This window comes from Streptomyces sp. NPDC051555 (assembly GCF_044454405.1).
In the GTDB taxonomy this organism is placed as follows: Bacteria; Actinomycetota; Actinomycetes; order Streptomycetales; family Streptomycetaceae; genus Streptomyces.
Genome location: NZ_JBITDP010000016.1, coordinates 123776 through 137683 on the forward strand (window position 1 = coordinate 123776; position 13908 = coordinate 137683).

The 13908-nt window shown below is 71.7% G+C and carries 12 protein-coding genes; 5 read left to right on the plus strand and 7 right to left on the minus strand.

The features are described 5' to 3' along the window. The first annotated feature begins 202 nt into the window (after positions 1-202). Both ACIBEA_RS28740 and ACIBEA_RS28745 read left to right on the plus strand, forming a co-directional pair. Positions 203-1819 (plus strand): ABC transporter permease, encoded by a 1617-nt coding sequence (locus tag ACIBEA_RS28740; protein WP_399265750.1) that lies wholly within the window; start codon positions 203-205, stop codon positions 1817-1819. Next, complete coding sequence (locus ACIBEA_RS28745) at positions 1819-2841, plus strand: ABC transporter ATP-binding protein (RefSeq protein ID WP_399265752.1); 1023 nt, start codon at positions 1819-1821, stop codon at positions 2839-2841. Before ACIBEA_RS28740 ends, ACIBEA_RS28745 begins: the two co-directional genes overlap by 1 nt. Positions 2842-3134: 293 nt before the next feature. Here ACIBEA_RS28745 and ACIBEA_RS28750 read toward each other — a convergent pair whose 3' ends face one another. From ACIBEA_RS28750 to ACIBEA_RS28775, 6 genes are all read right to left on the minus strand, one after another. Next, positions 3135-4052, minus strand: coding sequence for a hypothetical protein (locus ACIBEA_RS28750; protein ID WP_399265754.1), 918 nt, complete (start codon positions 4050-4052; stop codon positions 3135-3137). A gap of 87 nt (positions 4053-4139) precedes the next feature. Next, the gene (locus ACIBEA_RS28755; RefSeq protein WP_399265756.1) at positions 4140-5231 is read right to left on the minus strand and encodes an LOG family protein; all 1092 of its coding nucleotides are present in this window, start codon (positions 5229-5231) and stop codon (positions 4140-4142) included. Positions 5232-5257: 26 nt separating this feature from the next. Then, on the minus strand, positions 5258-6337 hold the full coding sequence (locus ACIBEA_RS28760) for a hypothetical protein (RefSeq protein ID WP_399265758.1): 1080 nt from the start codon (positions 6335-6337) through the stop codon (positions 5258-5260). Beyond that, entirely contained in the window at positions 6319-7143 is an 825-nt protein-coding gene (locus ACIBEA_RS28765) for an ABC transporter ATP-binding protein (RefSeq protein ID WP_399265760.1), read from the minus strand. The genes ACIBEA_RS28760 and ACIBEA_RS28765 overlap by 19 nt, the downstream gene beginning before the upstream one ends. Positions 7144-7314: 171 nt before the next feature. Continuing rightward, positions 7315-8694 carry an aspartate aminotransferase family protein gene (locus ACIBEA_RS28770; RefSeq protein WP_399265762.1) on the minus strand — a complete coding sequence of 460 codons (1380 nt, stop codon included), beginning with the start codon at positions 8692-8694 and terminating at the stop codon, positions 7315-7317. Then, positions 8679-9182 (minus strand): Lrp/AsnC family transcriptional regulator, encoded by a 504-nt coding sequence (locus ACIBEA_RS28775; protein WP_037791052.1) that lies wholly within the window; start codon positions 9180-9182, stop codon positions 8679-8681. The genes ACIBEA_RS28770 and ACIBEA_RS28775 overlap by 16 nt, the downstream gene beginning before the upstream one ends. A gap of 169 nt (positions 9183-9351) precedes the next feature. Here ACIBEA_RS28775 and ACIBEA_RS28780 point away from each other — a divergent pair, with 169 nt between their 5' ends. From ACIBEA_RS28780 to ACIBEA_RS28790, 3 genes are all read left to right on the plus strand, one after another. Further along, positions 9352-10791, plus strand: coding sequence for a gamma-aminobutyraldehyde dehydrogenase (locus ACIBEA_RS28780; RefSeq protein ID WP_399265764.1), 1440 nt, complete (start codon positions 9352-9354; stop codon positions 10789-10791). 105 nt (positions 10792-10896) lie between these two features. Next, positions 10897-12075 carry a spermidine/putrescine ABC transporter substrate-binding protein gene (locus tag ACIBEA_RS28785; RefSeq protein WP_399265766.1) on the plus strand — a complete coding sequence of 393 codons (1179 nt, stop codon included), beginning with the start codon at positions 10897-10899 and terminating at the stop codon, positions 12073-12075. Between the two features lie 67 nt (positions 12076-12142). Further along, positions 12143-12679 (plus strand): hypothetical protein, encoded by a 537-nt coding sequence (locus tag ACIBEA_RS28790; protein ID WP_399265768.1) that lies wholly within the window; start codon positions 12143-12145, stop codon positions 12677-12679. Here the strand turns inward: ACIBEA_RS28790 and ACIBEA_RS28795 are convergent. Beyond that, entirely contained in the window at positions 12669-13880 is a 1212-nt protein-coding gene (locus ACIBEA_RS28795; protein ID WP_399265770.1) for a serine hydrolase domain-containing protein, read from the minus strand. The genes ACIBEA_RS28790 and ACIBEA_RS28795 overlap by 11 nt on opposite strands. Positions 13881-13908 lie beyond the last annotated feature (28 nt).

Sequence of the window (13908 nt, forward strand, 5' to 3'; positions counted from 1 at the left end):
CCCCGCGGCGGGCCCCCCCCCCCCCACCCCCCCCACGGGGTGTGTGTGGCCCTGGGGGGGGGGGGGGGGGGGGGGCCGGCCCGGGGGGGGGGGGGGGGGGGGGGGGGGGGGGGGGCCCCCCCCCCCCCACTCCGGGTCCGGTCCGGTCGGGCCGTCGCCGGGCGCCGAGGGGCGTCGTGCGGTCGCGGTGCGGCTGGCCCTGATGGCCCTGCCCCTCGCCTTCTTCGGCCTGTTCTTCGCCTACCCGGTCGCCGCGATCGTCGGCCGCGGGCTGCGGGGCGACGACGGCTGGCAGTTCGGCCGGATCGGCGAGGTCCTCGCCCGGCCCGACATCGCCGACGTGCTCTGGTTCACCACCTGGCAGGCGCTGGCCTCGACCGCGCTGACCCTGCTGATCGCGCTGCCCGGTGCGTACGTCTTCGCCCGCTTCGAGTTCCCGGGCAAACAGCTGCTGCGGGCGGTCGTCACCGTTCCCTTCGTACTGCCCACCGTGGTCGTCGGCACCGCCTTCCTGGCCCTGGTCGGACGCGGCGGGATGCTGGACGAGCTGTGGGGCGTACGGCTGGACACCACCGTCTGGGCGATCCTGCTCGCCCACGTCTTCTTCAACTACGCCGTGGTCGTCCGCACGGTCGGCGGCCTCTGGGCGCAGCTCGACCCGCGCCAGGAGGAGGCCGCCCGGGTGCTCGGGGCGGGGCGGTTCACCGCCTGGCGCCGGGTGACCCTGCCCGCGCTCGGCCCGGCCGTCGCCGCGGCCGCCCTGATGGTGTTCCTGTTCACCTTCACCTCCTTCGGCGTCGTGCAGATCCTCGGCGGACCGGCGTACTCCACCTTGGAGGTGGAGGTCTACCGGCAGACCGCACAGCTCCTCGACCTGCCGACCGCCGCCGTCCTGACGATGGTGCAGTTCGTGGCCGTCGGCGCGATCCTCGGCGTGCACGCCTGGATCGTGCGCAAGCGGGAGACCGCGCTGCGGCTGGTCGATCCCGCCGGGACGGCGCAGCGGCCGCACGGCCTCGGGCAGCGGCTGCTGCTCGGCGCGGTCCTGCTGACGGTCGCGCTGCTGATCGTGCTGCCGCTCGGGGTCCTGGTCGAACGGTCCTTCGATACGCCCGGGGGCTACGGCTTCCGCTACTACCGGGCCCTGCAAGAGGCGGGCGCCGGCGGCGGGACCTTCCTGGTGCCGCCGCTGGAGGCGATCTGGAACTCCCTCCAGTACGCCCTGGCCGCCACCGCCATCGCCCTGGTCGTCGGGGGGCTCGCGGCCGCGGCGCTCACCCGGCGCGGGGGCCGCTTCGTGCGCGGGTTCGACGCGCTGTTGATGGTTCCGCTGGGCGTGTCGGCCGTGACGGTCGGATTCGGCTTCCTGATCACCCTGGACGAGCCGCCGCTGGACCTGCGGACCTCGTGGATCCTGGTGCCGCTGGCCCAGGCGCTGGTCGGCGTCCCCTTCGTCGTACGGACCATGCTGCCCGTACTGCGCGCGGTGGACGGCCGGCTGCGCGAGGCCGCGGCGGTGCTGGGGGCCTCGCCGCTGCGGGCCTGGCGGGAGGTGGACCTGCCGCTGGTGCGGCGGGCGCTGCTGATCGCCGCCGGCTTCGCCTTCGCGGTCTCGCTCGGCGAGTTCGGGGCGACCGTCTTCATCGCCCGGCCCGACCACCCGACGCTGCCCGTGGCCGTGGCCCGGCTGCTGGGACGGGCGGGCGAGATGAACTACGGCCAGGCGATGGCCCTGAGCACGATCCTGATGCTGGTGTGCGCGGCGTCCTTGCTGGCGCTGGAGCGGCTGCGCCCCGACAAGACCTCCGGAGAGTTCTGATGACCCTGCTGGAACTGAGCGGAGTGTCGGTGCGCTTCGGCGAGCGCGCGGTCGTGGACGCCGTGGATCTGGCGGTCGCCGAGCACGAGACCGTGTGCGTGCTCGGGCCGAGCGGCAGCGGGAAGTCCACGCTGTTGCGGGTGGTCGCCGGGCTCCAGGCGACCGCGGGCGGGCGGGTGCGCCTCGGCGGGGCCGACCAGCGCGGGGTGCCGGTGCACCGGCGCGGGGTGGGCCTGATGTTCCAGGACCACCAGCTCTTCCCGCACCGCGACGTCGGCGGGAACGTGGCCTTCGGCCTGCGGATGCAGGGCGCGGCGCGGTCGTCGTACGAGGCCCGGGTGGCGGAGCTGCTGGAGCTGGTCGGCCTGCCGGGGGCGCAGCGCCGGGCCGTGGCCTCCCTGTCCGGCGGCGAACAGCAGCGGGTGGCGCTGGCCCGGGCGCTGGCGCCGTCGCCGCGGCTGCTGATGCTCGACGAGCCGCTGGGGCAGCTGGACCGGGGGCTGCGGGAGCGACTCGTCGTCGAACTGCGGGAGCTGTTCTCCCGGCTCGGTACGACCGTGCTCGCCGTGACGCACGACCAGGGCGAGGCGTTCGCGCTCGCCGACCGGGTGGTGGTCATGCGGGAGGGGCGGATCGCCCAGGTCGGGACCCCGCTGGAGGTCTGGCAGCGGCCCGCGTCGGAGTTCGTGGCGCGGTTCCTCGGCTTCGAGAACGTGGTTCCGGCGGAGGTCTCGCGGGGCGTGGCACAGACCGTGTGGGGCCGGATCCCGGTGCCGGAGGGGTCCCCGGAGGGGCCGTGCCGGGTGCTGGTGCGGTCGGCGGGGGTGGTGCCGGGGCCCTCCGGGCTGGGGTGCGTGGTGGAGGCGCGGACGTTTCGGGGGACGCATGTGGCGCTGCGGCTGCGGGCGGACTCGGGGTCGGTATTGGAGGCCGAGTGCGGGTGGGCGGGGGCGCCGGGGCCGGGGGACCGGGTCGCGGTCACCTTCACCCCGTCCGAGGTGGTCGTCCTCCCCCCGGAGTAGCCACCGCGTTCCCCGGCGAGGCCGGATTCGCCTCAATCGCCGGCGGGGCTGGGTTTACGTCCGGCGGGGCTGGGATGGCGTGGCTGGGTGGGCCCGTGCGGGCCGTCCGTGCCTCCGGCGGCGCCTCAAACGCCGGCGGGGCTGGGTTTGCCTCGGGCGGGGCTGGGATGGAGTGCCCGGAGGGCAAATCCAGCCTGCCCGGCGTTTGAGGGCCCGCCGGAGGCGAGATCAGCCCGGGCCGGGGCGAGGTCGGACTCCGCCGGAGGCGAGACCAGCCCGGGCCGGGCCGGGCGTCAGGGGACCGGGACCGGGGGGTCCGTTCTGGTGTCGGCCGCGGCTTCGGGGTCGGCGCCTTCGTGGTTGCCGAACCAGGCCACCGCCACCGCACCCGCCACGGCCAGGACGAAGCCCAGTACGGCCAACCACGCCAGCCCCGGCCGGGACGCGTCCCCGAGCCACAGGACGCCGATGGCCCCCGGCAGCACCGTCTCGCCCACGACCAGCGCCGCCGTCGCACCGTTCACCGAGCCGATCTGCAGGGCCACGGTGTGCAGGTACATGCCGCCGGTCCCGGCGAGGAAGATCGCGTACAGGGCCGGGTCCGCCAGCAGCGCACCGAGCGAGAAGGGCTCGACGCCGTCCAGGATGCGCACGCCCACGCCCAGCGCACCGAACGCCAGGCCGGACAGCAGACCCGCCAGGATCGCCGCCCGCCCGCCGAGGAACCGCACGGCCACCGTGCCACCGCCGATGATCAGTACGGTCACCGCCAGCAGCCACCAGTGCGTCGCGGCCGCGGCGTGGTGTCCGCCCTCGTGGCCCGCGGCCGTCGCCAGCAGCACCAGCGCGCTGCAGACGACACCGATCGAGGTCCACTCCTTGCGGGTCAGCCGGATGCCGAGCATCTTCACGCTCAGCACGGCGGTGACCACCAGGTTGGCGCTGATGACCGTCTGGGACAGGAACAGCGGCAGCAGCCGGGCGGCCAGCGCACCGAGCCCGAACCCGACGAAGTCCAGGATGGTGCCGACGATGAACTCCCAGGTCATCGCCGCCTTCGCGGTGGAGGCGAGGTTCGGGCCCCCGTGCTGGGTGACCCCCGCGCCCGCATCGGAACTCCGGGCCGCCTTGCGGGAGCCCACGGCTTGTAGGACGGATCCCGTGCCGTAGCAGATGGAAGCCGCGACAGCGGTCAGCAGGCCTATGAGCACAGAGGGCTCCGTTCACGTCTGGCAGGTTTTTACGTATCTATTACCTATGCCAGACGGCCTATCGACCCCGGAAGTTGCCTCGTACCCCTAAACGAATGACGCGAGTGTCGCCGGAACCTCGTCGACGGAGTCGACCAGGGCGATCCGGGACTCCATCGGTCGGCCCGCCGCCAGGGCCTGGAGCAGCGGCCACGCCGGGAGCCGCTCGGTCCAGTGCTCCCGGTCGACCAGGATCATCGGGGCGGGCTCGCCGCGCGACCCGTAGTAGTTCGGGGTGGCGTTGTCGAAGATCTCCTGGACGGTCCCCGCAGCGCCCGGCAGGAAGACCACGCCCGCGTTGGACCGGGCGAGGAGCCCGTCCTCGCGGACGGCGTTCGCGAAGTACTTCGCGATGTGGCCCGCGAAGGCGTTCGGCGGCTCGTGGCCGTAGAACCAGGTCGGGATGCCCACCGAGTCGCCGCCGTCGGGCCAGCGCTCCCGCACGGCGAAGGCGGCCCGTGCCCACTCGGAGACCGACGGGGTGAACGACGGCGCCTCGGCCAACATCTTCAGGGCCTCCGTGAGCGCGTCGTCCGCGGCCGGGGCCAGGTACGCACCGAGGTTCGCCGCCTCCATCGCTCCGGGGCCGCCGCCGGTGGCCACGGTCAGCCCGGTCCGGGCCAGGCTGCGGCCCAGTCGGGCCGCGCCCGCGTAGGCCGGGCCGCCGCGGGCCATGGCGTGCCCGCCCATGACGCCCACCACCCGCACGCCCGCGAGGTGCTCGTCCAGGGCGTCCGAGATGGCGTCGTCGTGGATGGACCGCAGCATGGAGGAGAAGACGTCGCCGTCGGCCTTCGTCTCCTGGAACCAGGAGTACGCCTCGGCGTCCGGGGTGGCCTCGTACCCGGCGGACAGCGAGGCGAAGAGCTCCTGTGGGGTGTAGAGCAGCCCCCGGTAGGGGTTGAACGGCAGGTCGGGCACCGGCGGGAAGACCAGCGCCCCGTCCGCGCGCACCTTCGCGGCCGCGTCCGGCTCCATGGGGCAGCCCAGGAAGACGGCCGCGGTGGTGTCGCTCGACAGCAGGGCGAGGGTGCGCTCCAGCAGGTTGACCGACTGGATGCGGTAGCCGCTCAGGTCCCCGCGGGCGACGACCTGGTCGAATTCGGCGAGGGTCTCGATCTCGATGTCCGGGTAAGCCATTTCGCCCACCCTAAGGGCTGTCCGCGTCAGTGGGTCAAGGCGGTCACCGTCAGCTGCGCCACACCCCAGCTGAGCGGGACGCAGACCGCGAGCAGGGCGACGGCCCGCAGCGCCACCGCGCCGCGCAGCACCCCGGCCGCGCCCCCCAGGCCGCGCAGCGCCTCGCGGGCCGGTGACCGGCCCTGGCGGATCTCGACGGCGGTGGTCAGCAGGGTCGCGGCGGCGCAGGCGCCGACCAGCGCGGCCGCGGGTCCGGTCAGCGGCCCCAGCGGTACGTGCAGTCCGCCCTGCTCGCGCAGGGCCAGGGCGGTCAGCGCCCCGGCCGCCACCGCGCACACCACGCCGAGGGGGCGGCCGACCCGGGGCGCCTCCTCCTGGAGGATCCGGCCGGCGAGCAGCCGCGTCGCGCCGGGGCGCACCGACTGGACGAGGGTGCCGCAGGCGTAGGCCAGGCCGGGCCCGGCCAGGGACAGCCCGAGGGCGGTGAGCGCCCAGCCCGTGAGCATCCCGGGGCCGCCGCGGCCCGCGTAGGCCTCGACCGCCAGCCCGCAGGCGGTGAGTGAGATCCCCCACGGCAGTTCGGCCTGCGGGGCACGGCGTGCCCGCGCCCCCGGCCGCAGGGCGAGGGCCACGGTGGCCGAGGCGATGATCGGCACCAGCGCCAGCAGGGTGAGGGCGGCCGCCACCGGAAGCGGCCGGTCGGCGTGCAGGAGCGAGGCCCCGGCCCCGTCGAAGGGCAGCCCGGAGACCTCCCCGCGCAGGTGCAGGAAGGCGGCGAGGGCGACCGCGCTGCCCAGGGTGCAGGCGATGGCGGTGGAGATCGCCGCGACGAGCACGAGGCGTACGGGCCCCAGTCCGGCCGCGTCCATCCCCCCGCGGGGTCGGGTGGCCGGGTCGGTACGGGCCACCGCGACGGCGAAGTGCACGGTCACGGCGAGCGGGACGAGCGCCCACAACAGCCGGGGGAACGATCCGGCAGCTCCGCCGAGCGCCTCCGCCAGCACGTACAGCAGCAGGAAGCCGGTTCCGGCCGAGGCGGCCGCGACCAGCAGCCGGCGGAGCTGGACGAGCGGCCGGGAGCCCCGGGTCAGGCGGAGAGCGAGCACGCGCCCTGACCCTCCGCTTCCGTCGGCAGCCCCGGGCCGTTCGCAGCGGTGTCCGCGTCCCGGCTCGGGTCCGCTTCCGCGCCCATGCCCGGGTCCGCGCCCGGGCCCATGCCCGGGTCCGCGCCCGCGGTCGACGCCGAGCGGCCGTCGAGGAGGGCCACGCGGCGGTCGGCGACCTCGGCGGTCCGCTCGTCGTGCGTGGCCAGCAACACGGTGATCCCGTGCGAGCGGGCGGCGGTGGTCAGCGTGCGGAGCAGGGTGGCCTGCTCGGCGCGGTGCAGCGGGGCCGTCGGTTCGTCCGCGAAGATCACCGAGGGGTCGCCGACCAGGGCCCGGGCCAGGGCGACCCGCTGCGACTCGGCGCGGGTCAGGGCGCCGGGGCGCTTGCGGGCGAAGCCGCCGATGTCGAGCCGGTCCAGCCACTCACAGGCGGCTTGTTTGGCGACGCGGTGCGGGGCGCCCGCGAGGAGCAGCGGCAGCGCGGCGTTCTCCCAGACCTTCAGCTCCGGCAGCAGCCCGGGCTCGGGGCCGATCCAGCCGAACCGGTCGCGGCGCAGCCGCTCCCGGGCCAGTGTCCCCATGGTGTGCACGGGGACGTCGTCGAACCAGACCTCGCCCTGTTCGGGCACGAGCTGCCCGGAAAGGCAGTGCAGCAGCGTGGTCTTGCCGCTGCCGCGGGGGCCCGTGACGGCGAGGACCTCACCCTGGCGGACGCCGATCGAGACACCGATGAGGCCGGGCGATCCGCTGTGGGAGTAGTGCAGAGAGCGTGCCCAGAGCACGTCGTTGTCCGGTGGAGCAACCATGGCGTACACCTCCGTCCGGGGGAACGAAGCGGAGCCCGCTTGGTCACTGGCGCCGCAATGAGATGTAAAGAGATGAACGTCTTGGCTGGCTACAGCACACGGCCCGGACCCTCTCGTTCTCACTCGAACGGAGGATCCGGGCCGTGGGGTCCGGCGGTGCCGGGGTCCGATCTAGAGCTTGGTCCACGCCTCGGTGAGCACCGAGCGCAGGATTCCTTCGATCTCGTCGAAGGTGCCCTGGTCGGCGATCAGCGGCGGGGCCAGCTGGATGACCGGGTCGCCACGGTCGTCGGCGCGGCAGTAGAGGCCGTTCTCGAAGAGCGCCTTGGAGAGGAAGCCGTAGAGCACGCGCTCCGTCTCCTCGTCCGTGAAGGACTCCTTGGTGTTCTTGTCCTTGACGAGCTCGATGCCGTAGAAGAAGCCGTTGCCGCGGACGTCACCGACGATCGGCAGGTCGTGCAGCTTCTTCAGCGTCGAGAAGAAGGCGTCCTCGTTGTCCAGCACGTGCTGGTTGAGGCCTTCCTTGTCGAAGATGTCGAGGTTGGCGAGGGCCACGGCGGAGGAGACCGGGTGGCCACCGAAGGTGTAGCCGTGCAGGAAGGTGTTGTCACCCTTGTAGAACGGCTCGGCGAGCTTGTCCGAGATGATGCAGGCACCGATCGGGGAGTAGCCCGAGGTCATGCCCTTGGCGCAGGTGATCATGTCCGGCACGTAGTCGAACTTGTCACAGGCGAACATCGTGCCCAGGCGGCCGAAGGCGCAGATCGTCTCGTCGGAGACGAGCAGCACGTCGTACTGGTCGCAGATCTCGCGGACGCGCTGGAAGTAGCCGGGCGGCGGCGGGAAGCAGCCACCGGCGTTCTGCACCGGCTCCAGGAAGACGGCGGCGACGGTGTCCGCGCCCTCGAACAGGATCTCCTGCTCGATCTGGTCGGCGCACCAGCGGCCGTAGGCCACCGGGTCGTCGCCGTGGATCGGGGCGCGGTAGATGTTGGTGTTGACCACCTTGTGCGCGCCGGGTACCAGCGGCTCGAAGGGGGCCTTGAGCGCCGGCAGGCCGGTGATGGACAGGGCGCCCTGCGGGGTGCCGTGATAGGCCACCGCACGCGAGATGACCTTGTACTTGGTGTGCTTGCCCTGCAGCTTGAAGTACTGCTTGGCGAGCTTCCACGCGGTCTCGACGGCCTCGCCGCCACCCGTGGTGAAGAAGACCTTGTTCAGGTCGCCGGGGGCGTAGTGGGCGAGGCGCTCGGCCAGCTCGACGGCCTTGGGGTGCGCGTACGACCAGATGGGGAAGAACGCGAGTTCCTGCGCCTGCTTGTAGGCGACCTCGGCCAGTTCCTTGCGGCCGTGACCGGCGTTGACCACGAACAGTCCGGCGAGACCGTCCAGGTAGCGCTTGCCCTTGTCGTCCCAGATGTAGGTGCCCTCGCCCCGGACGATGGTGGGGACGGGCGCGTTCTCGTAGGACGACATGCGGGTGAAGTGCATCCACAGGTGGTCGTACGCGGTCTTGGAGAGGTCCTGGCTCACGGTTATCGGGTTCCCCACATGTAGGTCTGCTTCTTCAGCTTCAGGTAAACGAAGCTTTCGGTTGATCGCACGCCGGGGAGCGCGCGGATCTTCTTGTTGATCGTGTCGAGCAGGTGGTCGTCGTCCTCGCAGACGATCTCCACCATCAGGTCGAAGGAACCCGCGGTCATCACCACGTACTCGCACTCGGCCATCGCGGTCAGCGCGTCGGCCACCGGGTCGAGGTCTCCCTCGACGTTGATGCCGACCATCGCCTGACGCCGCAGGCCCACGGTGAGCGGGTCGGTGACGGCCACGATCTGCATGACGCCCTGGTCGAGCAGCTTCTGCACGCGCTGGCGCACGGCGGCTTCGGAGAGGCCGACGGCCTTGCCGATCGCCGCGTAGGGGCGGCGGCCGTCCTCTTGCAGTTGCTCGATGATCGCCAGGGACACAGCATCGACCGAAGGGGACGGTTGTCTGTTCCTGGAATCTGCGCTTCGACTGACCACGACCTCACTGTGCACGAGGAGTCGTCTGTTCCGCAAGCGGTAACCGATGTAATTCGTTGTTCGAGGTCTCGGATTACGCGGATTTCGTAGTTCGTGGCGTCCGGCTCTGTCGAAAGCGTCTCCGCAGCGGCTAGGCTGGGGTTTTGTCTCAACCATTGGACATGTGATCAGGAGAGTGGCCGTAGTGACCAGCGAACTGCGTCGTCTGCGCAACTACATCGGCGGGGAGTTCAAGGACGCCGCCGACGGGCGGACCACCGAGGTGGTCAACCCCGCCACCGGCGAGGTGTACGCCAGCGCCCCGCTGTCCGGGCAGGACGACGTCGACGCCGCCATGGCCGCCGCCGCCGCGGCTTTCCCGGGCTGGCGCGACACCACCCCCGCCGAGCGCCAGAAGGCCCTCCTGAAGATCGCGGACGCCTTCGAGGCGCGCGCCGAGGAGCTGGTGGCCACCGAGTCCGAGAACACCGGCAAGCCGCTGGGCCTCACGGCCAGCGAGGAGCTGCCGCCGATGGTGGACCAGATCCGCTTCTTCGCGGGCGCCGCCCGTCTGCTGGAAGGCCGTTCGGCCGGCGAGTACATGGAGGGCATGACCTCCATCGTGCGCCGCGAGCCGGTCGGCGTCTGCGCGCAGGTCGCGCCGTGGAACTACCCGATGATGATGGCCGTGTGGAAGTTCGCCCCGGCCATCGCGGCGGGCAACACCGTGGTCCTCAAGCCTTCGGACACCACCCCGGCCTCCACGATCCTGATGGCCGAGATCATCGACTCGATCCTGCCCAAGGGCGTCTTCAACGTCGTGTGCGGTGACCGGGAGACCGGCAAGGCGATGGTCGAGCACGCCACCCCGGCGATGGCCTCCATCACCGGTTCGGTGCGCGCGGGCATGCAGGTCGCCGAGAGCGCCGCCAAGGACGTCAAGCGCGTCCACCTGGAGCTGGGCGGCAAGGCCCCGGTCGTCGTCTTCGAGGACGCCGACATCGCCAAGGCCGCCGAGGACATCGCGGTCGCCGGCTTCTTCAACGCGGGCCAGGACTGTACCGCCGCGACCCGCGTCCTCGTCCACGAGTCGATCCACGACGAGTTCGTCGCGGCGCTCGCCAAGAACGCGGCCGACACCAAGACCGGTCAGCCGGACGACGAGGACGTGCTCTACGGGCCGCTGAACAACCCGAACCAGCTGAAGCAGGTCGCGGGCTTCATCGAGCGCCTCCCCGCGCACGCCAAGGTGGAGGCGGGTGGCCACCGGGTCGGCGACAAGGGCTACTTCTACGCCCCGACCGTGGTCTCCGGCCTGAAGCAGGACGACGAGATCATCCAGAACGAGGTCTTCGGGCCCGTCATCACCGTCCAGTCCTTCACGGACGAGTCGCAGGCCCTGGAGTACGCGAACGGCGTCGAGTTCGCCCTCGCCTCCTCGGTGTGGACCAAGAACCACGGCCGCGCGATGCGCATGTCCAAGAACCTCGACTTCGGCTGCGTGTGGATCAACACCCACATCCCGCTGGTCGCCGAGATGCCGCACGGCGGGTACAAGAAGTCCGGCTACGGCAAGGACCTCTCGGCCTACGGCTTCGAGGACTACACCCGGATCAAGCACGTGATGACCTCGCTCGACGGCTGACCGGTCGCCGACCGTCGGCGCATCGTTCACCGCCGTTCGCTCAAGGGGCGGGCAGTAGACAACATGTCTATTGCCCGCCCCTTCGCGTTCGCCCAGTCTGTGCGCATGCCTGAACTCGCTCTCTCCCGCCGCGCGGCCCTGCGCGGCCTCGGCGCCGCGGGCCTGCTGGCCGGCCTCGTCGGTTGTGGCGTGCCCGCCGCCTATGTCCCGGAGGACCGACGGGAAGGCACGGACCGCTCCGGTGCCGACCGGAGCCTGGCCTTCGCGAACTGGCCGCTCTACATCGACACCGATGAGGAGGACGAGACCCGGCGCCCGACGCTGGACGCCTTCTCGAAACGGACCGGGATCGAGGTGAAGTACACCGAGGAGATCAACGACAACGACGAGTTCTTCGGCAAGGTCAGCCCGGCCCTGATGAACCACCAGGAGACCGGCCGCGACCTGGTGGTGGTCAGCGACTGGATGGCGGCCCGGTTCGTCCGGCTCGGCTGGGCCCAGACCATGAACCGCGGGGCCCAGCCGAACGTGGCGAAGCACCTGGACCCGCAGCTGCGTTCCCCGGCCTTCGACCAGGGGCGCCTGCACACGGTCCCCTGGCAGTCCGGGATCACCGGCATCGCCTACAACCGCAAGGCGCTGGGCCGGGAGATCAAGTCCACCAAGGAGCTCTGGCACCCCGACCTCGCGGGCAAGGTGACGCTCTTCTCCGGGCTCGACGAGTCCTTCTCGCTGCTGATGCAGGGCAACGGCGTCGACGTCACGCGCTGGACCGAGTCGGACTTCCACCGGGTCTGCGACCAGGTGGAGGAGATGGTCCGCAAGAAGCACATCCGCCGCTTCACGGGGAACGACTACACCTCGGACCTCAGCAAGGGCGATGTGCTCGCCTGCCAGGCCTACTCCGGCGACGCCATCCAACTCCAGGCGGACAACCCCGACATCGAGTTCGTGGTCCCGGAGGAAGGCGCCGAGCTGTGGGCCGAGAGCCTGCTCATCCCGAACCTGGCCCGCCACAAGGCCAGTGCCGAGGCCCTCGTCGACCACTACTACCAGCCCGAGATCGCCGCCGAGCTCGCCGCCTCCGTCAACTACGTCTGCCCGGTCCCCGCCGCCCGCGAGGTGCTGGCCGGATCCGACGACAAGGACACCGCCGAACTGGCCGCGAACCCGCTGATCTTCCCCGACGACGAGATGCGCAAGCGGCTCGTCGTGGCCCGGGACATCTCGGCGGCGGAGCGGCAGTCCTTCGCGAGGCGCTGGAACTCCATCGTCGGCCTGTGAGGCACAGAACTGAACATGTTCAGAGATTTTGCTGAACGTGTTCAGAAATCAGCGTACTCTTCGGATCATGACCGAACGAAGCGTTCTGCTGCGCCGGATCAGGGTCTGGCTGACCCTGTTCATCGTCTGCTTGGTGCTCAGCGGCCTCACGGCCTTCCCACTGGTCAGCGAACTCCACTGGGCAAATTCCTTGATTTCGCACGAGTGGCTGCGGCGGGTCGGTGACGGGCTGGAGCGGGCCGACGCGGACTACCCCTTCCTCCTCTACGGAACCGACTGGCTCGCCTTCGCCCACTTGGTGATCGCGGTGTTCTTCTACGGGGTCCACCGGGACCCGGTCCGCAACATCTGGATCGTCGAGGCGGGCATGATCGCCTGTGCCGGAATCATCCCGCTGGCCCTGATCTGCGGACCGATCCGCGGCATCCCCTTCGGGTGGAGCGTCATCGACATGTCGTTCGGCGTGTTCGGGGTGATCCCCCTGCTGGTGCTCCGCCGGATGATCAAGCGGTTGGAAGCGCTGGCCGGCGGGCCGGCGGCGGGGCCGGGGGCGGAGCCGAGGCCCGGGTCGGCGGCGTCGGCGGGGGCCGCCGTCACTTCTTGAAGGCCGCCATCACCAGCTTCTCGGCTATCGGGTTCGTCTCCCGCCCCTTCGCGTCCGTGGAGTTGAGCGAGTAGACCAGCGTGCGGGACAGGTCGCGGGTGCCCCCGATCACCGTGCTATAGCCGGGGCGGGCGCCCGTCTTGCCCCAGGCCACCACCCCGCCCGGCAGCAGGAACCGCTTCATGCCCGCGGTCAGATCCGCGTCCTCGCCGGCCGTGTTCTTCACCGCGGGCACGGTGAACATCTCCTCCAGCTGCGCCTTCGGCACGAGCCGCCCGCTGAAGAGGGCCACGGTGAAGCGCTCCAGATCCGCCGTGGTCGAGACGAGGTCGCCCGCGGCGAACTGGGCGGAGGCGTTCCAGTCGCTCACGTCGACCAGCTCGCTGGTCCCGTCCGCCCGCGGCACCGCCTGGTAGCCGTGATGGTGCGGGCCCTGGATCCGGACGCGCACCGGTCCGGGGGAGGAGGTGTCGCGCAGCCCCAGGGGCTTGGTGATCCGGGCCTCGACCGCCTTCGCGTACGAGGTGCCCGTCAGCTTCTCGATCAGGACGCCCAGGATCGTGTAGCCGATGTTGAGGTACTCCTGCTTGGTCCCCGGGTCGAAGCCGGGTCCCTTGGCCACCGCGTTGGCGATCATGGCGTGCGGGTCGCTGATGTCGAACCGGTGGGAATAGGCGTCCTCGAAGGCGTCGCCGGGGCCGTCGGCCGACTGGATGCCGCTCGTGTAGTTGAGCAGCTGGCGCACGGTCACGGGCTTGAAGGTGTCCGGCAGCAGGCCGGGCAGGCGGTGCTGGACCGTCTCGTCCAGGCCCACCTCGCCCTCGGCCACCAGCTGGAGCACCACCGCCGCGGTGAAGGTCTTCGTCACCGAGCCCACCCGGAAGCGGCCCTCCGAGATCGCCGCGCGGCCGGTGCGCACGTCCGAGACGCCGGAACTTCCCTGCCAGCTGCCGCTGGTGCCGCCCACGCGCACCAGGGCCGCGGTCGCGTGCTCGTTGTCGGCGCCGAGCCCGGTGATCGCCTCCGCCAGCGCCGCCGCGTTCGGTGGGGTCGGGACCGTGGGCGCGGCGACCCCCGAAGCGACCCCCGAAGCGGGGGCCGGAGCCGGAGCCGGGGCCGGGGCCGCGTGGGCGAGCACGGGGCCCGAGGCGATCCCCAGGACCAGCGTGGCGGCGATCAGCGTGCGGGTGCGAGCGTTCATGGTCTCCCCCTGTGAGTGACTGCGAGTT

Bases quoted from the DNA above. Each gene is read 5' to 3' on its own strand.
- ACIBEA_RS28790 (WP_399265768.1), top strand. From the start codon at position 12,143: ATGACCGAACGAAGCGTTCTGCTGCGCCGGATCAGGGTCTGGCTGACC.
- ACIBEA_RS28755 (WP_399265756.1), bottom strand. From the start codon at position 5,231: ATGGCTTACCCGGACATCGAGATCGAGACCCTCGCCGAATTCGACCAG.
- ACIBEA_RS28795 (WP_399265770.1), bottom strand. From the start codon at position 13,880: ATGAACGCTCGCACCCGCACGCTGATCGCCGCCACGCTGGTCCTGGGG.
- ACIBEA_RS28765 (WP_399265760.1), bottom strand. From the start codon at position 7,143: ATGGTTGCTCCACCGGACAACGACGTGCTCTGGGCACGCTCTCTGCAC.
- ACIBEA_RS28745 (WP_399265752.1), top strand. From the start codon at position 1,819: ATGACCCTGCTGGAACTGAGCGGAGTGTCGGTGCGCTTCGGCGAGCGC.
- ACIBEA_RS28785 (WP_399265766.1), top strand. From the start codon at position 10,897: ATGCCTGAACTCGCTCTCTCCCGCCGCGCGGCCCTGCGCGGCCTCGGC.
- ACIBEA_RS28740 (WP_399265750.1), top strand. From the start codon at position 203: ATGGCCCTGCCCCTCGCCTTCTTCGGCCTGTTCTTCGCCTACCCGGTC.